The following is a 23,127-nucleotide window of genomic DNA, read 5'->3' on the forward strand; positions in this document are numbered from 1 at the left end:
GGATCCCGTCTCCTGAGTGGAGTCAGTATCCCAACCAGGGGCCGAGCCACTTTTCTGCGACTTCGAGCGTCCAGCCTTTGCGCTGGGCGTAGTCTTCGACCTGGTCCTTCTGCAGTTCGCTGATGGCGAAGTAGCGGCTCTCTGGGTGAGAGAACATCAGGCCGGAAACGGCGGCGCCAGGATGCATGGCGCAGCTTTCCGTGAGTGTGACCCCCGTCTTCTCGGCGGCGTCGAGGAGTTCAAAAAGAATCGGCTTTTCGGTATGGTCGGGCTGAGCGGGGTAGCCGGGGGCAGGCCGAATGCCACGATAGAGCTCTTTGATGAGTTCGTTGTGGTTGAATTCGTTCGGGCGTTCGTATCCCCACTCGACCCGAGCGCGATGGTGGAGGAGTTCCGCAAATGACTCAGCCAGGCGGTCCGCGATGGCTTTGATCATGATGGCTTTGTAGGGGTCGGTCTCATTCTCGGAGACTTCCTTGGCCCATTCGTCGGCGCCGTGGATGCCGACGACGAAAGCACCGATGTAGTCGGCAATTTGAGGCTCGTTCGAGTCGGAGGCGCGGGCGATGTAGTCGGCCAGGGCCATGTGAGGCTTCCCGCTGTCCTTGGCAAGTTGTTGGCGCAGGGTGTGGAGCCGGGCTCGTTCGGTGCTACGAGATTCATCGTTCCAAACGATGATGTCATCGGTTACGGAGTTCGCGGGAAAGAATCCGTAGATGCCACGAGCGGTGAAGCGTTTCTCCGCGATGATTTGTTCCAGCAATTCAAGGGCTTCGGCGTAGAGCACTTGGGCTTGTTGCGCGCCTTCGGGATTTTTGGTTTTGAGGGTTTTCGTTTCACGGTCCCAAACGCCGCGGATTTCCCAGGCATGGAAGAAGGGAGTCCAGTCGATGTACTCAGCGAGTTCGCGGAGGGATTGTTCATCGATCACGCGAGTCCCGAGGAAAGAGGGTTTCGCAGGGGCTGCGGTCTCGTCAAATTGAGGAGCGAGGGACCGGGCCGTGGCCAACGAAACGGTGGCTTTGTCCTTCTTGTTGAAGTTTTCCCGTAGTTTGAGGTGCCGGGCTTCGTTGTCGGCGATGAACTGGGCACTGCCTTCTTCCGACAACAGCGAGGTGGTGACGGGAACGGAGCGGGAGGCATCGAGGACATGGACGATCGGGCCGCTGTAGTGAGGTGCGATCTTCACGGCGGTGTGTGCCGGTGAGGTGGTGGCGCCACCGATGAGCACAGGAAGTTGCAGGCCGCGGCGTTCCATCTCTTTGGCGACGTGGATCATTTCGTCGAGTGAGGGAGTGATCAGTCCGGACAAACCGATGATATCGGCACCCTTTTCGAGGGCCGTTTCCAGAATCTTGTCGCAGGGGACCATGACGCCGAGGTCGATGACTTCGAAGCCATTGCAGGCGAGAACGACACCGACGATATTCTTGCCGATATCGTGCACGTCGCCTTTGACGGTGGCCATGATCACTCGGCCAGCGGTGAGGGATTTCTCGGCCTTGATGCGGGCTTCGCTATCGGACAGTTCGGGATCGCCTGCTTGGAGCTTCGCAATGATCGAGATGATTTTCTCCTCTTTCTCGGCCTCCATGTAGGGTTCGAGATAGGCAACGGCCTTTTTCATGACGCGGGCCGATTTCACCACCTGAGGAAGGAACATTTTTCCTGCGCCAAAGAGGTCGCCAACGACGCCCATGCCGTCCATCAGAGGGCCTTCGATGACTTTCAGCGGACGGACGTATTTTTGGCGGGCCTCCTCGGTGTCTTCGAGAATGAAGGAATCGATGCCCCTCAGGAGGGCATGCTCGAGCCGCTTCTCGACCGGTTCCTGGCGCCATGCGAGATCTTCGACTTTGGCTTCTTTTTTGACGCCCTTGAATTGTTCGGCGAAATCAAGGAGGCGCTCGGTGGCCTCGGGATCGCGGTTGAGGAGGACGTCTTCGACGTGTTGAAGCATGTCGGGTTTGATCTCGTCATAGACTTCCAGCATGCCGGCATTGACGATGCCCATGTCCATACCGGCCTTGCCGGCGTGGTAGAGGAAGGCCGCATGCATGGCTTCGCGCACCGGATTGTTGCCACGGAATGAGAATGAGACGTTCGAGACACCCCCGGAAACCTTGGCACCAGGGAGGTTCTGTTTGATCCACTGGGTGGCTTGGAAGAAATCGACTGCGTAGTTGTTGTGCTCCTCAATTCCCGTGGCGACGGTAAGGATGTTGGGGTCGAAAATGATGTCCTGAGGCGGGAAACCGACTTGGTCGACGAGGATGCGATAGGCTCGCTCGCAGATGCGGATTTTGTCTTCGTAGGTGGAGGCTTGGCCCTGTTCGTCGAAAGCCATGACGACGGTGGCGGCGCCGAACTTCATGATGGTGCGGGCCTGTTCCTTGAACTTTTCTTCGCCCTCTTTTAGGGAAATCGAGTTCACGATTCCTTTGCCTTGAAGGCATTTCAGACCTGCGAGAATGATCTCCCATTTTGACGAATCGACAGTGATGGGAACTTTCGTGATGTCGGGTTCCGACTGTACGAGGTTGAGGAAACGGGTCATCATTTCCACGCCATCGATGAGGCCGTCATCGAAGCAGATGTCGATGACGGGTGCTCCGTTTTCGACCTGTTGGCGGGCGACGGAAAGGGCATCTTCGAGGCGGCCCTGTTGGATCATTTTCCGGAACACCGGCGAGCCCGCCACGTTGGTCCGTTCTCCGATCATGAGGAAATTTTTATCCGCAGTGTGGTTGTAGGGCTCGGTGCCGGCGAGGCGGAGCATGGGCTCGATGGTGGGGAGGGGGCGTGGGGAGACTCCCGCCACTCCCTTGGCAATTTCGGCGATGTGTTCAGGGGTATTGCCACAGCAACCGCCAGCGAGGTTGATGAAGCCAGCCCGGGCGAATTCGCCCACCAGCCGGTTCATGTCTGCCGGAAGGTAAGGGAAACCGGTTGGCGACAGCGGATCGGGCATGCCGGCGTTTGGATAGCAGGAAACGTAGGTTCCACAGACGCGGGAAAGTTCCTCGATGAAGGGGCGCATTTGCTCGGGCCCAAGGGAGCAGTTAAGGCCCACGGCAAGAGGGCGGACATGCTCGACCGAGTTCCACAGGGCTTCGACTTTCTGAGCCGAAATCATGGTTTCCCCGCCGCGGCCGACGGCCGCTGAAATGATGATCGGCAAGCGGAAGCCATCTTCCTCAAAGACGTCCGCAGCGGCGACGGCAGCGGCTTTGGCATTGAGGGCATCGAAGATCGTTTCGATCATGAGGATATCCACGCCACCGGCAACGAGGGCGCGGATCTGGCGTTTGTAGTCTTCATAGACTTGATCGAAAGTGACGACCCGGAATCCTGGATCGTCGGGATCGACGGCGGAATTGTTGAGCCCCACGGTCATGGGCCCAATCGCTCCCGCGGCGTAGCGGGGGATACCCGTTTCGGCCGCGATTTTGTCACAAGCCTCCCGGGCCAGTTGGGCAGACTGGAAATTGATTTCGTAGGCCAGGTCCTTGAGGAACGGGTCGTCGAGCACCTTTTGATAAAAGGCAGGATCCTTGCGGCCTTTGCCGGACTCACGAGGGTCTTCGACAAAGAATTCGCTCTGGGCGATTGAAGTTCCGGAGAAGGAGTTGGTTTCAATGATGTCCGAACCGGCTTCGAGAAAGCGCCGGTGAATGTCGGAGATCACATCAGGTCGGGTGAGGCAAAGGATGTCTCCGTTGTTGAGGAGGTCCTTCGGCGCGTCCCGGAAACGCTCGCCCCGGGCGTCCGTTTCCTGAAGCCCGTAGCCACGGATGGTCGTTCCCATGGCTCCGTCCAACATCAGGATGCGCTGGGCGAGGGCGGCTTCGAGTTCGGCAGTGGCGTCGGGGCGCGGCATGGCCGCAAGCTAGGAAATTCGAGCCGAGTCGCAAGAGTCAAATCATCGTATCGTGATTTGATGATGGGTGTTGAGCGTGAAAGCGGTGGCGCGGCGAAGGGCCCTACTGGGCTTGGACGGCGGTGAGGGCAATCGTGTAGAGGATATCGTCGACGGTGGCGCCTCGGCTGAGGTCATTCACGGGTTTGCGCAAGCCTTGGAGCATGGGTCCCATGGAGATGACATTGGCGGAACGCTGAACGGCCTTGTAGGTGGTGTTGCCGGTGTTGAGGTCCGGGAAGATGAAGACATTGGCGCGGCCTGCGACTTTGGAATCGGGGGCTTTGGTCGCGGCCACTTCCGCGATGGTGGCGGCATCGTATTGGAGGGGGCCGTCGATGATCAGTTCCGGAGCTCGTTGGCGGGCGATCTCGGTGGCTTGGCGGACTTTTTCGACATCGCTTCCGGCGCCGGATCCGAGGGTGGAATAGCTAATCATCGCGACGATGGGATCGATGCCGAATGACTTGGCGGATTGGGCGCTTTGAATCGCGATGTCAGCCAGGGTCTCGGCGTCGGGATCAGGATTCACAGCGCAGTCGCCGTAGACCAAGACTTGATCGGGCAGGCACATGAAGAACACTGAGGAAACGGCCTTGGCGTCGGGTGCGGTGCGAATGAGTTGGAGGGCGGGGCGAATGGTGTCGGCCGTGCTGTGAACCGCTCCGGAAACGAGCCCGTCGACTTCATCCATGGCGAGCATCATGGTGGCGAAAACAACGTTGTCGCGCAGGGCTTCGCGAGCGGCGGTTTCCGTCAGGTTTTTGCCTTTGCGAAGTTCCAGAAGGGGGGCGAGGAAGCGATCGCGCTCCGGTTCCGGATCGAGGATCTCGATGAGAGGAGGCAGCTGGAGGTTATTGACCCGGGCCACTTCAAGGATTTGCTGAGGATCGCCGATGAGCACGCAACGGGCGATGCCGCGCTCGGCGCAGCGGACCGCTGCTTGCACGGTCCGGGTTTCCTCGCCTTCGGGGAGCACGATGCGTTTGAGTCGAGTCCGGGCGGTCTTGGAGATTCGATGCCTGAATGCAGGTGGGGAAAGTCGTTTGGCGACGTGGGTGGCGCACCGGTGGCGAAGCCAATTGGCATCGGTGGAGCGTGCGATGGCATCCATCACTTGGCCGATCCGTTCGACATCCTGAACGGGGAGCTCGGGATTGAGGTCGTAGAGACGACGGGCAATTTCAAACGATGAGTCGGGAACTCGAATGATGGGCAGTCCGCCATCGAGTTCGAAGGCGTCCTGGCAAAAGCGCATGACCCTGGGGTCGGGATCCATTTCCGAGGTCAGCACCAGTCCGGCAAGTTGGATCGATCGAGTGGCGGCATGGGCGGCCGCCAAAATGATGTCGGATCGATCGGAGGGGGTGACGATCAGATTTCCCGAGCGTAGGGCCTGCAGCATGTTGGGCACGGTGCGTGCACACAGGGAGATTTTTTTGATGCGGCGACGGGCCATGTCGCCGGGCAGGACGATGGTGCCATTGAGGAGATCGACGACATCACAGACACGGGGCGCGGCGAGGTCGGGATGGTCGGGAACGACGCCGATGACTTCATAATCTCCGGAGCTGCCGGCCAAATGTTCCTGCAAGGCTGTCAGCAGGCTTGGCGAATCTGCCGTCGTTTCGAGGGCAGCGGCCAGTTCGGGTGCCGGAACGTGATTGAGGAGGACGGCAGGTTTGATCCGTCGAAAATGATCCGGGAGTTGGCGGAGGGTGTCGTCGAGTTGGCTGGCGATGGCATCGACTGTCGGAGCTTCGGGCACCGTTACCAGGACCACCTCGGCATTGAGAGCCCGAGCGAGAGCGGCGTTGAGTCGCGTTGCTTGGGGGAGGTCGTGAGTGTGAACGAGGCCTTCGACGATGATGACATCATGGTGGGCCGGCAGCGTTTCGTAGCGGCTGACGACTTCTTCCATCAAGTCGTCGATTTCATCTTTGCTCATGGCCTTTCGGACCGTGGCATTGGGAATCGGTTCTGGAGGGGTGAGGGTGGTGGTGGCTTCCAGATAGGCCGACGAGCGATCGAATTCTTCCGCGGGGTGCGGTTGTCCCAAGGCTTTGAAAAACCCGACGTCAACCCCGAGACGATCGAGGGCGCGAACGAGGCCGATGCTGACGGATGTCAGGCCGACATTGCGTCCGACGGGAACGGTGAGAAAGGTGTGCTTGGGCATGGCAATCAGGCGAGGCCGATGAGCTGCAGAGTCGCGGAGGCAATGGCGAATTCCTCGTTGGTGGGAACCACCAGCACGGCGGGTGCCGTCCCGGGGGGGCTGATGCACCCGGCTGATTCACGACCGTGTATGTCGTTGGCAGCGGGATGGAGTTTGAAACCGAGAGCGCCGAGTTGGGCGACGGTGTCGCGTCGAATGCGGGCGGAGTTTTCGCCAATGCCACCGGTGAAGACGAGGGCATCGGGAGGCCCGCCCAGAGCGGCGCACAATCCGGCAAGTTCGCGGGCGAGCCGAAAAGTGAAAACCTCAATGGCCAAATGGGCGGAGGGATCTCCCTGAGCATCTTTTTCCGCGATCTGCCGCATGTCGGTGACACCAGCCAATCCAGCGAGTCCGGATTTTTGGTTGAGCAGGGCAGTGATTTCCTCAAGGGACATGCCCGTCTGCTGGTGGAGAAAGAGGTGGAGGTTGGGATCGACGTTGCCACTGCGCGTGCCCATCACCAGGCCTTCGAGGGGGGTGAGTCCCATGGAGGTGTCGGCTGAGTGGCCGTGAAGAACCGCCGTCGCGCTGCAACCATTGCCCAGGTGGGCGGTGAGGAGTCGATGTTGATCCTGCGGAAGTCCGAGCTGCTCGACGGCGCGCGCGGCGACCCATGCATGGCTCGTCCCGTGGAAGCCATACCGCCGAATGCCATAGTCCTGGTAGAGTTCTTCGGGAATGGCGTACCGATAGACTCTCGGTTCGATGGATTGGTGGAAAGCGGTATCGAAAACCGCGACTTGAGGGACATCAGGGAAGAGGGCGGTCGCCGCCTCGATGCCCAGGGCATTGGGGATCGCGTGAACAGGAGCCAGCGAGGCGAGTCCGCGAATGGTGGCGAGCACTTCAGGTGTGATGCGGGTCGGTGCGGCAAAGTCTTGGCCGCCATGGACGATGCGATGGCCGATCGCTTCGACCGATTCCAAACCCGGTTGGGCACGCAGGGTATCGAGAGCCGCGCGCAGGCCTGCTTGGTGATCCCCCGGCTCCGCGACGCTGAGGGGAAGGGTGGTGCCATCGGGAAGTCGAAGCTCGCCGGAGGCATGGGGGCCGAGGAGTCTCTCGACGATTCCGTGAGCCACCGGATGAGGGTTGGAGGCGGAGAAAAGGGCGAATTTGACGGACGATGATCCGCAATTGATGACGAGAACTCCCATGTCGCGCGCCAGTCAATCGCAGGAATCCGGGGGGTCAACCGCAATGCCGGACGGGCGGAGGATTCGACAATTTCTGCACAGCTCGGTGGGATTTCGGCGTAGTGGGAGGGCTTGTTCGAGGTTTTGATCGGTGGCTTTCAAGGAGCGCTTGAGAGGTTTTTGAGGGAGGCAGTCGTCTGCTAGAGGTTTCCAAGGATCAACGGGGTTTCTGCGGCGCCATGTTTGATGGGATCCCGTTGGCAGAGTGGAGCTTGAAAGGGGGGGCGCATGGGTGGTCACCGCTGTCGCTTCCAATGCGGGGTCGCGTGTCGCTTCGGTGGGCTTCAGAAACCGGGTTTATGAACGTTGACTCACCCGCTTCCAGGAGATGGTGAGCGGTCGGATGGGGGCAAGATCGGGGATCGTCTGCTCGCCTGCTTTTTTAGGTCAGGAGAAGTCATCGAGATGGGTTGAACCGTTCGTGGGCGGAGGTCTCTGTGGCTTCACGATGGGCGGAGTCGATCTGGATGGAAGGCGCACGGGGGGATTGAGGTCGTGAGAAGGGCGTGCAGGATGGGGGGATGAAGGTGATGGAGGGAACGCGGGAGGAATGGGCGCGCATCGTGCGTCCAGGGTCGCGGGTGTTCATTGGTGGAGGGGCCTCAGTGCCAAGGGAGTTGGTGCGGCGGTTTTTGCAGGCAGCGGAGGGAATGCGGGATGTGGAGGTGGTTCATATCCACACGTTGGGAAAGGTTCCGTGGGTCGACCCGAGGTTTGGAGAGAATCTGCGGACGAATTCGTTTTTTCTAACGCCGGAACTGGGGGATGCGGTTTTGGAGGGAAGAGCGGATTACACGCCGGCTTCGATGTCGGAGGTGCCCAGATTCTTTAGCTCGACGGTGATGCCGGTGGATGTCGCGTTGATCAGTGTGAGTCCTCCGGACGCTGGGGGAAGGGTGTCGCTAGGGGTGAGTGTGGATGTGGTGCGGGCTGCGGTGGCTGCGGCGCGAGTGGTGGTAGCGCAGGTGAATCGGAGGGTTCCGCGGACCACGGGCGACGGTGGTTTGCCCGTGGAAAGGATCGATCATTTTATCGAGAAGGATGAGCCATTGGCAACTTTGGCGAGGGCGAAGAAGGACCCATTGCGCGACAAGATTGGCGCGTATCTGGCGGAGTTGGTGGACGATGGGTCGACCTTGCAGGTGGGATTGGGAGATGCTCCGCGATTGGCGATTTCGGCTTTGCGGCATCACCGGAATCTGGGGATTCACAGTGGCTTATTGTGCGATGAATTGATGGATTTGATCCGTTGTGGAGCCGTGGACCATTCCCGGAAGCATTTCATGACGGGCAAGGCAGTGGTGAGTCACGCGATGGGGTCGAAGCGGCTCTATGAGTTTGTGGCGGAGTGCCGGGAGCTGGAGTTTCGAACCAGCGATTGGGTGAATGAACCGGGGATCATCGCGATGAACCATAAGATGGTGGCGGTGAATGGAGCGCGGCAGATTGATATCACGGGTCAAGTGATGAGGGATGCTGCCGGGCATCGATTTCACGGGGGGATCGGAGCGCAGTTGGATTTTCTGCGAGGGGCGGCGGGAAGTGCCGGTGGGAGACCGGTGCATGTGTTGAGGTCGACGACGGAGGACGGAAGCCAATCGCGAATCGTGGCGAGCCCCCCGGAGGGAACTGTGGTGGCGACGGGGCGGACGGATGTGCACTATGTGATCACGGAGCACGGGGTGGCGAGTTTGCGGGGGAAGAGCATTCGCGAACGGGCTTTGGAAATGATTCAGATTGCGGACCCAAGGTTCCGTGAGGAGTTGATGCGCGGTGCCCATGCGAGAGGTTGGGTTCCCCAATTCGTTTCCGTGGCACCGACGAGCCTGGCACCTGGAGATGGAAAATCCGGAGTGACCTATCGTCGGCTTCGGCTGGGAGAGGAAGGGAGGTCGTTTTTCCTAAGACCTTTGCATGCTTCTGATATCCGGCGGCTGCAGGAATTTTTCTACAGTCACAGCGAGGAGACGGTCCGCCATCGATACGGATACTTAAGAGAATCGATGCCTGCCGATTCGGCTTTCAAGTTGGTGGGTGTGGATCAATCGCGCGATTTGGCGCTGGGGATTTTCGAGGAAATCGGGCTTGGCCGGGAGCCGGTGTTGAGGGCGGTGGGGCGGTTCTACCGGGATGGGGGAGAGGGTGCTGAGGTGGCATTTGTGGTGCACGATGAGACGCGCCGAATGGGCATGGCGGGGGAGCTCTTTGGCGAGTTGGCGAGTGTGGCGAAAAAGCGGGGAATCGAGGAGTTTTGGGCCTCGGTGGTGCCGACGAACTTACCGATGATTCGGTTGTTTGATCGATTTGGCGGGAAGGCGCAGCGGGGGGATGGAGAGTGGGAATACCGGTTGTCGGTGGCATCGGTGCTGCGCAGGGGCCGTCGGGGCCACAAGTCGGCCCAGGGAGGAAAGCGGGAGCAGGTCAGCGTGGGGTGGTTTTGGTCGGAAACGTGCCTGTTGCATGACGGTGGTCCGGGGGAGGTGGAAAATCCTGAGCGCTATCGAGTGCTGGGCCGAGCGTTGGAAGAAGCGGCTGAAGACTGCCGGGCGACTCGATTGAAAGGACGAGAGGCGACGCGGTCGGAATTGTTGAGATGTCACGCGGCTCACTATCTCGATTTGGTGCATATCGATGTGGAGTCTCTAGCAGATCGGCTCCGCACGGGAGACACGGCCGTGTGTGGGGAAAGTGAGAGAGTGGCGAAGTGGGCAAGTGGTGCCGCTTTGGAGGGGGTGGCGGCGGTGATGGATGGGCGGGTGAAGCGTGCTTTTGTGGCGGTGCGCCCGCCGGGGCATCATGCGACAGCCGATCGCGGGATGGGTTTTTGCATCTACAATCATGTAGCATTGATGGCGCGGCATGCTCAGGAGGTCTTTGGCGTGCCACGAGTGTTGATCGTCGACTGGGATGTGCATCATGGAAATGGGACACAGGATTTGTTTTTCGCAGACCCCGACGTGTTCTATTTTTCTACTCATGAAGACGGGATCTTTCCGTTCACGGGCGCGGAGGATGAGACCGGTGCGGGAAAGGGAGCGGGGACGACATTGAATGTTCCGTTGCCGATGGGAGCAGGAGGTCGTGAGGTTTTGGCCGCGATCGAGAATCGACTGGTGCCGGCGATGGAGAAATTCCGTCCAGGGTTGGTGCTGATTTCGGCCGGGTTCGATGCTTTGAGCCTAGATCCTTTAGGCGGCTTGAAGTTGGTGCCAGAGGACTTCGCGGAGTTGACGCGGGCGGTGGTGAGGATCGCTCAGCGCTGGGCGGAGGGGCGAGTGGTCTCGGTTCTGGAGGGGGGGTACGACCCCAACGGCTTGGCTCTTGCGGCCGTGGCTCATTTCAAGGCTTTGGGGGAAGGATAGATGGGCGGAGGCTTTTTTGGGCATCGCTCGTCACCGATATCTTTACATTCGGGGTGAGATGTTAGGATGAGTGGGTGCTCGATTTGGATGCGACCCGTGAGAACGTTCGGCAATGGATCTCGACGAAGGATTTTGAGAACGCGGTGGATGCATACTATCCGATGCCGTCGAGGTGGTATTGGATTTTGGGAGGTGTGTTGACGGTTTCTCCGGCGTTTCCGATCGGGTTGGGGGTGTTGTTCCGGGGTTTCAGGGAGCGCTCGAAGGTGGCGCGTTTGCGGCGAGAGAAGAAAGCTGAGGCGACGGGATGGGAGCCTCTTTTGTGTGGTGTGGTGATGGCGAATGTGGCCCTGCTCCGAGTTCCCGGGAAAAGGGCTCCAGCCGCTTTGTTGGGTGGTTTTGGCGAGCAGGATGATCGGTATTTGGAGGTGATTCTGGAGAAATGTGAGTCTTTGGCTGGGCTTTACGGAAAGGAACCCGAGTCGATCGCTCCGGAATGGAGGGAGGCGGCGGTGATGATCCAAAACGACACTTATCAGCGGGATCGACGCCAACAGCTTCCGGCATCGTTTGCTGATGAGCGTGGCATACAGTTGTTTGATGCGGTGGTGGAGCAGTCCTTGATCCCTGGGTTTCCTCAAGGGTTGCCGTTGGTGCTTTGCCTCGGGCCGGTTGCGTCACCAGGGCCTTTGATCGCGATTCCCTTTTCGTTGGCGGTGATGCGTGAGCGTCCGGAGCGCATGGATTCGCCGACGATCATTCGCCATGAGGTGCCGGTGGATGAAGCTCCAGTGGTGGCGCCTGTTTGTGAGAATCTCGAAGAAATCGATGCTCACTTGATGAAGCATCTTGGCGAGGTGTCGTGGGTGTTTCACGAGATCGTATCGACGACGATTCATTTGGATTTGCACATCATTCCTCCAACCGAGGCGCGGCCATGGAATACGTTGGTAACCACGGGAATGAGCGAAATCCCGATGAATGTGCCGGAAGGCGCGGAGCCGTTTCGGTTGGCGGAGTTGCTGATTCGGCTTCCCGCGGATTGGCCCCTTCGTCACGAGGATTTTGAGAAGGAGGAATTCTATTGGCCGCTGAGGTGGTTGAAGATCCTGGCCCGTTTCGCCCACGAATATCAAACTTGGTTGGGCTACGGCCACACGGTGCCGAACGGAAATCCCCCGAAACCGGTCGTGGATTCGGTGCCTTTTGTCGGAATGTTGCTAGCGGCACCCATGGAGGTGCCGGAGGGGTTCTCTCCGATGATGCTGAGTGATGGCCATCCAGTGCATTTCTGGTCGATGATTCCGATCACCGCCGAGGAGATGGATTTCAAGCTTAAGCACGGTGCCGATGCATTGCTCGAGAGGTTGTTGGCAGCGGGGCACTCGGACCTATTGAATGTGCATCGGGAATCGGTGTGCTGAGGTGAGAGGTGCTGGGGAAGCTGGGGAGAGATGCAGGCGATTTCATCGTGGGAATTCGGATTTCCCTTCCGTCGCAGGACGGGGGTCGGGTAGGGGGTGCGCGTGCAGTTGAGATTGGAATTCGAGGAAACCCGGATCGCGGGATTGGTGTTGGCGAAGGTGGGCAACCCGTCGCGCGAAGAGCCTTTGCAGACCTCGAAGCAGGTCTTCCGCGTTGATGATGAGGATCAACCGCTGCTGACGGGGATCTTTACGAGGCCTTTCCGGACATTGCAGGGCCAGCGGTTTCAGCACCACAGTGCGTTGGAAAAGCACGAGATGAATCAGGTGGCAAAGGCACTCTTTACTGGTCCGGATGGCTTGCTGGAGCAGGGGCAAGCGATCGCGACCCGTCTGTATTCGAAATCCAATCACCCCAATATCAAGTCAGGAGACCTGTGCGTGGCGATGCTGGAGGGGGTGAAATGGGAAGGGGAGGTCAAGCGGGCGCTGTGCATTTTGAAGTCGGAGAGTGTGACTCCTTTCCTCAGCATCGCGACGCGGGATGGTGACTTGGAACTGCATACGGAGCAGGGCATTTACCCGGAGAAAATCGACAAGGGCTGCCTGATTCTTGAGCATTTTGAAGAGAAGGGTTTCTACGTGCTGACGTTTGACCGGGCTGGCCATGAGTCGCGCTTCTGGGTGCGGGATTTTCTGGGAGTGGTGCCGATCGCCGACGATAATTTGTTTTCGAAGAGGGTCGCTGAAATGGCGGTGGCAGCCGTGGCGAGCCAGCCGAAGGCGGAAGCGGCGGAAGACGATTCGCCGCCGTGGGAAGCCAATAAGGCGGCCAGCGAGGCGCTTTCCTACTTTGACGGAAAGAAGAAGTTCAGCCTCCAGGAGTTTGAGGAGCAGGCCTTGCGGACCCCTGAGGCGCGGGCGAAGTTTGCGGAGGAACGTCGCAAGCTGGAGGAAGAGGAGGGGGTGAAGCTGGACGATGAATTTGCGATCTCTAAGCGGGAGGTGAGCAAGGCACGCAAGCTGATGAAGTCGGTGATGAAGTTCGATACGGGGGTGGAAGTGCGCTTGAAACCCAAGGTGGCTTCGGATCCCGAGGGGGTCATCGAGCATGGTCACGACGACGAGCGGGACATGCGATTTGTGAAGATCTATTACCGGAAGGACTACGTGAAGTGATCGTGGCTTCCCGGGGGGAGCGAGGTCGGTCGATTTTTGGTTCCTTGCGGAGCCGGCGAGTTGGCGGTGAAATCAAGCTATTGAGATGAGCGAGGAGGAAACGACCCGTGCGGCGGATGTGAAGCCTGGCCTGAGGCAGGACCTGATGGTGCTGATGAAGGTGCGGCTCAATGTGTTCGTGCTGATCACGACCTTTTTCGGATATCTGCTGGCGTCGAAGGCGTCAGGGATCGATGGATGGCAATTGGCGAACACGTTGATTGGCACTGCATTGGCGGCATTTGGATCGGCCGCCTTCAATCAACTGATGGAGGTGGATCTGGACGCGCGGATGCGTCGAACGGCAGATCGGCCGTTGCCGGCGCGGCGAATGGATCCATTGTTTGCGTTTGCGGTGGGCTGGATGCTGTCGGCAGCGGGAATCATCCACTTGGCCGCGAAGGTGAATCCACTTTCGGCAATTTTGGCGGCGGTGACGGTGGCGACCTATGTGTTTCTCTACACTCCGCTGAAGCGCTACAGCAGCACGAACACTCTGGTGGGAGCGATTCCCGGGGCGATTCCGCCGATGATTGGGTGGGCGGCGGTGCCGGGCCACGGCTTGGACGGAGGGGCTTGGTTTCTCTTCGCGCTGCTGTTTTTGTGGCAGCTTCCGCACTTTGTCGCCATCAGCTGGTTGTGTCGGGAGGAATACGAGGCAGCGGGTTACCGGATGTGGAGCCATGGGGACGTGAGCGGGCGCCGCTGCGGGCTTTTGAGTGCGATTTTCTCTCTGGTATTGGCGGTGTTGCCGTTGTGGCCGTGGCTCGCGGGCTGGACCCCGGGATGGCAAGGCCATGCAGCATTGGCGGCAGGGGTGCTGATGGGATTGATGTTGGCGGCCCTTTCGGGGCGTTTCATGCGCGATGGAGAGAGAGGATCTTTTCGGAAATTGTTTCTCTCCACGCTCTTGTACTTGCCGATTGAGCTGGCATGTCTTGCGTTCGCGTGGGGCTAGGCTAGGGTCCGCGGCCCGATGAACCGCCCTGCTGACCACCTCGAACCCGCCGAGAGGGATCCGAAGAAACTCCGCCGAACGGGCCTGACCTTGGCGGCATTGATGTTGGTGAGCAGCTTGATGGTGTTGATCGCCTACAATCGCCACGCTGCTGAGGTCGCGGCGGATGACCGCCCGGCGTTGATTGCGAGGTTGGACAAAAACTTCAAAGTGTGGCGGCAGGATGAAAGTGAGGCGGGGCTGCTTGATCTGGCGGGAGATGTTTTTGTGATTTCGCCGGTGGCGTTTTCTCAGCCTGAGGGATGGAGCCACACCCGTCCGGTGCTTGAAAAACTGGTGCAGCGGTATGGAGATCGGGAGGATTTCCATATCGTGAACCTCACGGTGGATCCGGAAAATGAGCCACCAGCGAAATTGAGGGAATTTGCCGCGGAGTTGGGAGCGGAGCTGCCGCAATGGTGGTTGGCGGGAGCGCAGAAGGAGAGCGTTCACAAGTTTTTGAAGAACCGGCTGAAGGCCGGATTCTATCCCGTGGAGAAAGACGGCGTCTGGCACTATGATCCTTCGATTGTCGTGGTGGGCCGGGACCGTCATATCCGCAAAGCGACGGTGCGCGCGCGCAAGCCATCGGGGAAAGAACTGAACTACCGGAATCCGGTCGATTTTGACTTCGAGCAAGCCGCGAAATGGGATGCGGAGGGCCGGTCGGAAGGCTTGGAGTCCAGCAATGTCGAGCAACTGGAGAATCTCTTGTATGAGACGATTGATCATCTGCTCGCCGATCCGACGATCGAAGACGAATCATGAAAGGGAAGATTGTGATCATCTATGGGCTGGTCGCCGTGGTTTCGGTGGGCCTCCTGATATTTTTCATGCGCGTGGCGAACGCAGTTCCGGAGAGCGAGTTGCCCCCGGCGAAGGACGTAGGCGCAGCCAAGGTGGAGACGTTTTTCCCCATCGAAGAGAATTTCGAAATGGTTCGGCAAGATGGGGAGAAAGTTTCCATCGAGGACCTGCGAGGAAAGGTGACGGTGTTGACGGAGTTCTTTGCGGTCTGTCCGCATTGTGCGGTGCGCAATGGTTCGGAATTGCGGGAGCTGGTGAAGCTGTATGGAGATGATGCGGACTTTCGGCTGGTCTGCATCTCAGTGGATCCAGAAACCGATGGTCTCGAGGAATTGAAGGCCTACGGGGAGGTTCTCGGTGCCAAGCCGGAGCAGTGGTGGTTTGCATCGGGCGGGGAAACGGCAGCGACCCATCGCTATCTGGAGGAGGTTCTGCGGTTCTTCAAGATCCGCGAGCGGAAGGACCCGTTGGATATCCAATCCAATGGTCGCTATGCCCATGATTTGGGGCTCCTGCTGATCGATCGCGACCTGAATGTGGTCGGCAAGTGGCCATTGGCCGATGCCCGCAGCGAGGAGGGTCGAAGCCGGGATCCACAGCTGTATGAGAGGCTGAAGGAGGACCTGCATCAGCACATCGAAAAGCAATTGGATCATGAGCGAGCGCAGTGAATGGCTGGCCCGTCCGGCGAATGAGGCCCTGGCTCGCAAATGGAAAGGCGTGGCATGGGTGGTCTCGGCGCTGGTTCTCGGACTGGTGGCGGTGATGCAACGGATCCGCATCGATTTGCCGGAAGGCTGGAGTACCGCTCTCTTGCCGCCTTTTCACGCGGCGGTGAATGCGTTGGCGGCGGTGGTCCTGGTGCTGGCCCTGGTCTTCATCAAGCAGGGAAAAGTGGAGGCCCATCGCAAGGCGATGCTCGGAGCGGTGGGATTGTCGGTGCTTTTTCTGCTGTCGTACGTGGCCTACCACATGACGAATAACCCGACTCGTTATGGCGGGGAAGGGGCGATGCGAGGAGTCTACTTTTTCCTATTGATCACCCACATTGTCGCTGCGGCAGTGAGTTTTCCTCCGATTTTGTTCACTTTGATCGCGGCGCTCACGAATCGGTTTGCCGCCCACCGTCGTCTTGCGCGGTGGGTATTTCCGCTTTGGCTCTACGTAGCGGTGACGGGGCCGGTGTGCTATCTGATGCTCCGGCCCTACTATTGATGTCGTTTTAAGCCCTGGGATTTCAGTGGAGATCCATGGGCGGCAGAACGCCAATGTCCTCGCGCAGATCGTCCAGAGGAGAGGACGAGTCGGGAACTTCTGTGGGCTCGGAAAGGTTGAGGGGGCGGAATTGCTCGGAGTGGGAATCGACGCGGAATTCCAGTGCCATGACATCGCGATTGGTTTCAGCGAGCTTGGACTGAAGTTCCTGATTCTGCTGCACGAGAGTTTGGATCATGCGGCGCAGATCGTCATCATTGAGTCCGGTTGAGGTGAGGATGGGAGCCTCCGGGACTTCTCCGGCGGTGCGGGATTCGAGAGTTTGTCGAAGGAGTTGATTTTGCTGCTGGAGGCGGGCGACCCATTCCTGCCAGGAGGCATCGTCGGGCGACTGAGAGTTCGCGGGAGCCGGTGGGGCGACCTTTCCTTGGTGAGCCAGTTCAACCATTTGCTGGACGCTGGCGAAGTGGGAGGCGACGGCCCCGGTCATGATGGCAAGTGCGGCGCAGCAGGCGATTGCAACGAAGTCCGGTTTCATGGTTTTTCCTCGGCAGAGGGTTCTTCGGCGGCAGCGGTGGGCACAGGTGCGGGAAGCGAGTTGAGCAGCTCGCTGAGACGGCGAGATGCGGCAGCGAGTCGATCGGAGTCGGCGTCGAGATGCTGGATCGAATCCATGAGAACGGAGCCCATGGTCGCAGACTGGGCATAGCCTTTCTCTGCGTCGAAGCCGGGTTCGGTGAGGGCAAAAGAGTTGCTGCCATTGGCGTCCGGAACGAGGAGGTAAGGACGGACAGAGAGGGTGACTTCTGTGCCGTTGGCGAGTGTTGCCTGTTGTTCGATTTCGGGAACGCTTTTGGATTCGATGAATCGCCAACCCACGGGAGGGCTACCGAGAACTTTGGGTTGGAAGGGAGCTTTGAGGGAGATTTGGTCTTTGGCGACTTTCAGTGACGAGGCTCCTTCTTGAACCCGGATGCGCACCCCCTTGGGTTCCGACGCGTCCGGAGTGGCGGATGCGGCAGAGGATTCATCGGCACTCGGCGTTGGCTCCGCGGGAATCTCGGGGGCTTCATTGTCGACGGATTCCGTGGGTGGTTTTCCGGTAACCAGAAGGGCTTCCTCTTCGCGGGCGGGTTCTTCTTCCTTGAGAAGTTGGCTCAGCACGGGATCGCGGCCCGAGGTTTCTCTGGAGAGATCTTGGGAGAAGGCCGGGAGAAGTAGGATGACGGGAAGAAGGGCTCTCATCGCTCGTGGAGTTCGATGGTTTCAGAGGACTTGAAGTCGGCCTGGTCGGCCGTGCCATTGCCTTGATTCTCCGGCAGGGTTGGGCTGTCGGCGCGCAGGGCGGCTTCGGGGATCGAGCGAATCATGAGTTGGTCCCAATCCGAAATGAGAGAGACGGCTTCTTCGCGGAGATCGCGGGCTTTTCCCTGATAAGCCGAGATGCGGGCGAAGAGTTGGCGGGCCTCGGCGACGTCGGTGTCCGTCCAACGGATGGTGCCACTTTCGTAGTGGATGGGAACTTCGACGGTGAGTCGTCCGAGTTCGAGATCGTCGCCCATGGCTTGGGGGTCGGGAGCGGTGGCGATGACGACATGCTGCATGCGCAACAAGGTTTCTTCAAAGGGATCGTTCGGTGCAGTGGCAAGTTGGGAGGGAGCCATCGATTCGGTCCGTTGAGAGGACTCCGATGGCGTCTCGAGCGCCGGGGTGGTGGCCGCGGGTGAGGACTCGGCAGGGGTCGATCCTTCGGTGAGAAGGACGGGTTTGGTAAGGTAGAGATAGCAAAAGATGCCGGCCAGGGTGGTGCTGAGGAGCAACAGCCAGGGGTAGGCACTGCCTGAATCGGAGCCACTGCGGCGGTGATTGGGAACGGCGACAGCGGATCCCAGCTCGAGAGTCTGGCGGGAAGTTCGAGGATGGGAATCTGCGAGTGATTCGGGGTTGGTGGGAAGAGGTCGCATCAGGGAGGGGAAAGTTGGGCGGAATCCTCGGGAGCAGGCACAGGAGTGGCCCGAGGTGGGGAGGACATCACGGCATGGATGATGACGGTCTGATTGGAGATCCCGGGGAAACTCGTGATGGTGAGCGTTTCCTCGGTCAAGCGCAGTTGGCGGAGCACTCCGCCTCTTTCACAAGTGGCTTGTACTCCAGGGAGAACTTCCAGCGCCCCGTCATTGCCGCGTTGGCGGCCGATGCCGTCGGATCGGTAGATAACATATTCGCTGGCCGAGGATGGATCTCCCTCCGTTGAGATGCGGACGCTGATGCCATCGGTGAAGGCGCTCAGGACGAGGGGCTCCACGGGCATCCGGACGACCTGGCCCTCGGCAATTTTGATGCGAGATTGCACGGTGAAGTCGCCGATGTGCCGAAAATCGCCTGCCTGAGCCACTAGGGCTCCGGCGATGCCGATGAAAGCGATCACAAGGCGCAACCAGAGTGTTATTCTCCCACGTCCCATACTCCATCGTCGGTACTTCCCGAGGGATCGTAGACGGACCCATCGGCATTGACGACGACCGGGGGGGAAACGGTCACCTTGATATTGCGAAGCTCACCATCGAGGCCTTCGACCTGCGGAAAGGTCGAGGGTCGATTCGGATAGTAAGGGAGGATTAGGTCCCGAGAAAGCGCTGTCACCGAGGTGGTGGGGTGATCGGAGAGGTACATCCGCTGGGCCACGTAGGCGCTGCGAAGAGTTTCCGTGGCTTCTTTTGAGGTCCTCCATTCGTCGACGGCCGATGAGACGAAAAGCCCGGTGCTCATCAATGCCAACAGGACACCAATCACCAAAGTCAGCTCCAACAGGGTGAACCCCTGGGCGCGGTGGATGGACTTTGGTGGAAGCATGACGCGGGATATCTTAGAAATCTTGAGTAATTTCGGAAAGCAAGAAATCCGCGCGCGGCTTCATCCTTGGAGGGTCTCCCATGCTTCGTGGAGCGTTTTGCGGACAGTGGGGTTGTCCCAAATGAGGTGGAACACGTGGAGCAAAAGCGCGCCACCGATGATGGAGAGAACGAGCCAGACCAGCCACCAGGTGACCGATTTCCGGCCTGGGGCGAGGAGCCGGGCATACCAGGTTTTTCGATCGACGACTCGAGTGGCGTAGAGTTGGCCATGCTCGGCGAAGAGCCGGATGAGCTCATCGGCCGCGCGTTCGGAACGGGCGATGAACTTGAATCGGTAGTTTTGGCCGGGGGTTTCAGGGAGAGCTTCGACGCGAATGCCACGAGGCACGGTTTCCGGTTGGCGCAGCGAATAGAGGTGCATTTCGTAGACGAAGGTCTTCCGAAGCCAGCGATCGAAGCGAGTGAGCTGCATGGGGGCAGTGAGATGAAATTTACATCCCGGAGTTCATCATCTTCGGTCCCATCAGGAAGATTGGAAGGAAGGTACCGATGAAAACGGCGGCGATGAGGCCGACGGCGACAAGGAGGACGAGAAAGTTCACGAGTGCGGTGAACGATGCCATGTAGTTTTCGGCATCTTCCTCATACATTTCGGAAAGCATCTCAAGTTGGTGATCGAGAGAGGCCGATTTCTCCCCGATGGAGAGCATGTGGACGACCTGAGAGTCCACCGAGGTGTATTTGGAAAAGGCCGTGGAAAGAGGAACCCCGGTTTTCTCATACTTGTCGGCCGCCTCGCGGAGTTCGCTGTAAAAGGGCGTGCCTTTGACGCTGTTGGCAGAGACTCGGATCGCCTTCGCGAGATTGATGCCATTCGCATGGAGCAAGCGCATCGTGGAAAGGAAGGTCATCTGTCGCAGGCTCATGACAAGCATCCGCAGGAGCCGCCACTTTGACATGAGCAGGCCGAGGAGGAGGTTGCGCAGGGCATCGGAACGCCAAATGGAGACGATGATGCCGATGATGATGGACACCACAATCCACCAGATTTTCTGGGTGGTGTGGGCGACCGCAAACGAGATCGCGGTGAGTCCGTCGGCTTTTTGATTCACCGATGAGAGCATCTCCTCCACCTGCGGGACGATTTTCACCTGAGAGACGATGAAGGCGCCTGTCAGCACGGAGATGACGACGGCGGGCATCATGGTCGCCTTGCGGATCGCCTTGGAGAAGTGCAGTTCGGAAGCGAAACGGGCGGCAAGGGAGGAAAAGGCCTGATTGAGTTGGCCGGCATCCGATCCGGCCTGGATCAGACCGATCACCATGTCGGTGAAGCGGCCGGTTCGTCGAAAGGCCTCGTGAACACTCACGCCCGCGGTGATGTCTTCGCGAATCTGCATGAGGGTTCCAGAGATGACTTTGTCTGGAAGTCCTTGGGCGTAGTATTTCAGGGCGTCGGCCGTGTTGATTTGAGCTCGCAACATGGAGCTGAGCCCACGAAAGACCCCCATGAGGTCCTTTTTGGAAAGGGGCTTGATCTTGGCCTCTTTGGAGAGAGTGATTTCCGTGCTAAAGAGGGACTTCTTCTTCGGCTTAGCGGCGGCACCTGTGGCCGGAAGAGGCGTGGGAGAGCTGGTCTTGCCGTTAGTCATCGGAGTAGGTCATGTCGATCACCTTGGAGACAGCGGCGAGGTCAGTTTTGCCCTCGCGGAGCAGTCGCAGCCCACTGCGTCGGAGGTTCGGGAGTTTCCCTTCCGAAAGGATCTTCATCTCCAGCTCATAGGGAGAGATCTCTCCTTTGGAGAGCATGTCGGAAATCTTGGGAGTGATGGGGATGATTTCCAGAATGGCGGTGCGGCCGCTGTAGCCTGTTTGGCGGCACTCGGAGCATCCACCCGGTTTGGCGGTGAACACAGAGGTTTCGGCCCAGCTGTCTTCGAGGCAAAACACCCGTCGATTGGTGTCGTCGATGCCCTGTTGGCTTTCCTTGCAGTAAGGACAAAGGATTTTGACCAATCGCTGGGCGCAGGCCGCTTTGAGTGTTTGGGCGATCTTCCAACGTTCGATGCCCAGTTGCTCGAAGCGCTCGATGATCTGGGAGGCCCTTGGGGTGTGAATGGTGGTGAGAACTTTGTGTCCGGTGACGGCGGCTTCAATGGCGAGTTCGGCGGACTCGATGTCCCGAACCTCACCCATGAGAATGATATCGGGATCGCTCCGCATGAAGGAGCTGATCATCGGTTTGAATTCCTTGGGGCTTTTCAGGTCGCAGTGAGTGATCCCAGGGACCTCGTCTTCGACCGGATTCTCCAAAGTCAGGATGTTGACTTCAGGCCGGTTGAGTTCGCGCAGGATCGCATTGAGGGTGGTCGATTTTCCAGATCCGGTTGGGCCGGACATGACGATGATCCCCGCCGGGATCTTCATCACTTTGTAGAGTTCGAAGAGGGTTTCTTCATCGAAGGCGAGGGTGCCTTTTCCCAGGGTGACGTTGAGGTGGCCCTTGTCGAGCAATCGCATGGTGGCGTGGTAGCCCCGGTAGGTGCGGTGCCGCTCGTATCGGATGTCGATGGGTCGATGGAAATACGAGATGGTGAAGCGCCCGGAGATTCCTGGTGCCGTATTGCGGATCTCAGTGGGGAGCTTCATGAGGTTGAGCAGGAAGGCATCGAGCCGGTCCTTCAACTTCATGGGAATTTCGATCTTCGGTTGGAGATCCCCGTCGATACGAAAGGTGTAGTAGAATACTTCTTTTTCGACTTTGAAATGGATATCGGACGCTCGTTGTTTCACGGCGTCGGCCATGATGGTGGCGACCAATTGAGCCATCGGCTCGGTATAGTCGGTGGTGACGTCGAAGTCATGCAGGTCGTCATCGGCGTCCTCCACGTCAATGGCTTCCAATTCCGAGCGGCTGGGGCCGGTGTTGGAGGCGACGGATTCGATGGCGCGACTGATCTCGGAGGCGAGGGTGACCACGCGGACGATCTCGAGGTCCGGGAAGCGGGGGGCGAGATATTCTTCCGGGAGCGGGCTCCAGGGATTGGCGATGGCAACGATCAGCTTGTCTCCACTGATGCACAGGGGACTGAAAAATCCCCGAGTGAGGACCGTGGGGTCGCAGTAGGTGTGGAGGGAGCTATCGCAGAACTCCGCGACTTTTGGGAAAAACGGCAAGCCATTGATTTTGGCGACGGCTGCCATGAAACAGTTCCGCGTGACACGGTTCGCTACCTGAGACTGGGGAAGTTCGGAGTACTGGGCGTCGTGGACGGACAGCGCGTGCATGATCCGGCTGCTGATCAGTTCGTTGAAGGAAATGCCGTCGAATTCGATCACAGTCCGAAGTGCTTGCGGGTGAGAAACGCCCAGCTTTCGTAGTCGAGCCGGGCTGAGGTCACGAAGGGGCGGATGGCGAAGCGTTTGTTGACGACGCCCATGATGTAGTCGGCCATCAACAAGCTCGCCACAGGGTTGAGCGAGGCGGTCCCGATGGCATCCGTGTCTTCGGCATAGATCACCGGGGAGCGGAGAACCCGCGACAAGTCGTAGACCTGAGTATAGGCCTCGTAGAAGGACGACGGGGCCATGAGTTTCCCGGCGAAGGGGATGAGCGGAGGCGCTCCGGGAATCAGCGAGGCGAGGCCATGCGAGAGGCGTGCCACCTCAATGCCGAGACGTTCCTCTTCAGTTCCTTGCATGCGGGCCAGGAGGACGAGCAAGTCCTCGGGATGGTCCTCCAGTGGGACTAACAGAAAGCGTTCCCTGAGTTTGCGAATTTCCTCTTCGGTGACCCATCCTGCTTGGCGGAGGGCATCGATGGTCCGGTTGAAACAAACTTCACGCCATTGCTCGATCTCTGCCGAATGGGAGTGATCGCGGGCGGTGAACATGGAGGAAACGCTCATGGAAG

General features: G+C 59.1%; 19 protein-coding genes. 7 read left to right on the forward strand and 12 right to left on the reverse strand.

Features of this window, described 5'->3' with window-relative positions; all coding sequences use genetic code 11:
- Window positions 1–22: 22 nt before the first annotated feature.
- The 3 genes from metH to HNR46_RS12495 form a co-directional block, all read right to left on the reverse strand.
- On the reverse strand, window positions 23–3,880 hold the full coding sequence (gene metH / locus HNR46_RS12485) for a methionine synthase (RefSeq protein WP_184019290.1): 3,858 nt from the start codon (window positions 3,878–3,880) through the stop codon (window positions 23–25).
- A gap of 103 nt (window positions 3,881–3,983) precedes the next feature.
- Window positions 3,984–6,098: a phosphate acetyltransferase gene (gene pta, locus HNR46_RS12490; protein WP_184019292.1), complete on the reverse strand. Its 2,115-nt coding sequence runs from the start codon at window positions 6,096–6,098 to the stop codon at window positions 3,984–3,986.
- Window positions 6,099–6,103: 5 nt separating this feature from the next.
- Entirely contained in the window at window positions 6,104–7,297 is a 1,194-nt protein-coding gene (locus HNR46_RS12495; RefSeq protein ID WP_184019294.1) for an acetate/propionate family kinase, read from the reverse strand.
- Window positions 7,298–7,857: 560 nt separating this feature from the next.
- On the opposite strand from HNR46_RS12495, the gene HNR46_RS12500 reads away from it, so the two are divergent.
- The 7 genes from HNR46_RS12500 (at window position 7,858) to HNR46_RS12530 (ending at window position 16,359) form a co-directional block, all read left to right on the forward strand.
- Entirely contained in the window at window positions 7,858–10,698 is a 2,841-nt protein-coding gene (locus HNR46_RS12500) for a GNAT family N-acetyltransferase (protein WP_184019296.1), read from the forward strand.
- A 74-nt stretch (window positions 10,699–10,772) separates the two neighbouring features.
- Window positions 10,773–12,122, forward strand: a complete 1,350-nt coding sequence (locus HNR46_RS12505; protein WP_184019298.1) for a suppressor of fused domain protein — start codon at window positions 10,773–10,775, stop codon at window positions 12,120–12,122.
- Window positions 12,123–12,224: 102 nt separating this feature from the next.
- Window positions 12,225–13,301 (forward strand): nucleoid-associated protein, encoded by a 1,077-nt coding sequence (locus HNR46_RS12510; RefSeq protein WP_184019300.1) that lies wholly within the window; start codon window positions 12,225–12,227, stop codon window positions 13,299–13,301.
- Window positions 13,302–13,386: 85 nt separating this feature from the next.
- Window positions 13,387–14,298, forward strand: coding sequence for a heme o synthase (gene cyoE, locus HNR46_RS12515; protein ID WP_184019302.1), 912 nt, complete (start codon window positions 13,387–13,389; stop codon window positions 14,296–14,298).
- 18 nt (window positions 14,299–14,316) lie between these two features.
- On the forward strand, window positions 14,317–15,105 hold the full coding sequence (locus tag HNR46_RS12520; RefSeq protein WP_184019304.1) for a thioredoxin domain-containing protein: 789 nt from the start codon (window positions 14,317–14,319) through the stop codon (window positions 15,103–15,105).
- Window positions 15,102–15,815 (forward strand): SCO family protein, encoded by a 714-nt coding sequence (locus HNR46_RS12525; protein WP_184019306.1) that lies wholly within the window; start codon window positions 15,102–15,104, stop codon window positions 15,813–15,815. The genes HNR46_RS12520 and HNR46_RS12525 overlap by 4 nt, the downstream gene beginning before the upstream one ends.
- Complete coding sequence (locus HNR46_RS12530; RefSeq protein ID WP_184019308.1) at window positions 15,799–16,359, forward strand: DUF420 domain-containing protein; 561 nt, start codon at window positions 15,799–15,801, stop codon at window positions 16,357–16,359. Before HNR46_RS12525 ends, HNR46_RS12530 begins: the two co-directional genes overlap by 17 nt.
- 22 nt (window positions 16,360–16,381) lie before the next feature.
- Here HNR46_RS12530 and HNR46_RS12535 read toward each other — a convergent pair whose 3' ends face one another.
- From HNR46_RS12535 to HNR46_RS12575, 9 genes are read right to left on the reverse strand one after another with little or no spacing between them, the layout of a single operon-like run.
- A complete protein-coding gene (locus HNR46_RS12535) occupies window positions 16,382–16,897 on the reverse strand; it encodes a hypothetical protein (RefSeq protein WP_184019310.1) in 516 nt (171 codons plus the stop codon).
- Window positions 16,894–17,604 (reverse strand): hypothetical protein, encoded by a 711-nt coding sequence (locus HNR46_RS12540; RefSeq protein WP_184019312.1) that lies wholly within the window; start codon window positions 17,602–17,604, stop codon window positions 16,894–16,896. Before HNR46_RS12540 ends, HNR46_RS12535 begins: the two co-directional genes overlap by 4 nt.
- On the reverse strand, window positions 17,601–18,323 hold the full coding sequence (locus HNR46_RS12545; RefSeq protein ID WP_184019314.1) for a hypothetical protein: 723 nt from the start codon (window positions 18,321–18,323) through the stop codon (window positions 17,601–17,603). Before HNR46_RS12545 ends, HNR46_RS12540 begins: the two co-directional genes overlap by 4 nt.
- The gene (locus tag HNR46_RS12550) at window positions 18,323–18,787 is read right to left on the reverse strand and encodes a hypothetical protein (protein ID WP_184019316.1); all 465 of its coding nucleotides are present in this window, start codon (window positions 18,785–18,787) and stop codon (window positions 18,323–18,325) included. Before HNR46_RS12550 ends, HNR46_RS12545 begins: the two co-directional genes overlap by 1 nt.
- Before the next feature lie 17 nt (window positions 18,788–18,804).
- Window positions 18,805–19,212 carry a type II secretion system protein gene (locus HNR46_RS12555; protein ID WP_184019318.1) on the reverse strand — a complete coding sequence of 136 codons (408 nt, stop codon included), beginning with the start codon at window positions 19,210–19,212 and terminating at the stop codon, window positions 18,805–18,807.
- Window positions 19,213–19,272: 60 nt separating this feature from the next.
- Complete coding sequence (locus HNR46_RS12560) at window positions 19,273–19,686, reverse strand: hypothetical protein (protein WP_184019320.1); 414 nt, start codon at window positions 19,684–19,686, stop codon at window positions 19,273–19,275.
- A gap of 19 nt (window positions 19,687–19,705) precedes the next feature.
- The gene (locus HNR46_RS12565; protein ID WP_184019322.1) at window positions 19,706–20,866 is read right to left on the reverse strand and encodes a type II secretion system F family protein; all 1,161 of its coding nucleotides are present in this window, start codon (window positions 20,864–20,866) and stop codon (window positions 19,706–19,708) included.
- Entirely contained in the window at window positions 20,859–22,553 is a 1,695-nt protein-coding gene (locus tag HNR46_RS12570) for an ATPase, T2SS/T4P/T4SS family (protein ID WP_184019324.1), read from the reverse strand. Before HNR46_RS12570 ends, HNR46_RS12565 begins: the two co-directional genes overlap by 8 nt.
- Window positions 22,550–23,122, reverse strand: coding sequence for a hypothetical protein (locus HNR46_RS12575; RefSeq protein ID WP_184019326.1), 573 nt, complete (start codon window positions 23,120–23,122; stop codon window positions 22,550–22,552). The genes HNR46_RS12570 and HNR46_RS12575 overlap by 4 nt, the downstream gene beginning before the upstream one ends.
- Window positions 23,123–23,127 lie beyond the last annotated feature (5 nt).

The organism is Haloferula luteola, from assembly GCF_014201715.1.
GTDB lineage: Bacteria > Verrucomicrobiota > Verrucomicrobiia > Verrucomicrobiales > Akkermansiaceae > Haloferula > Haloferula luteola.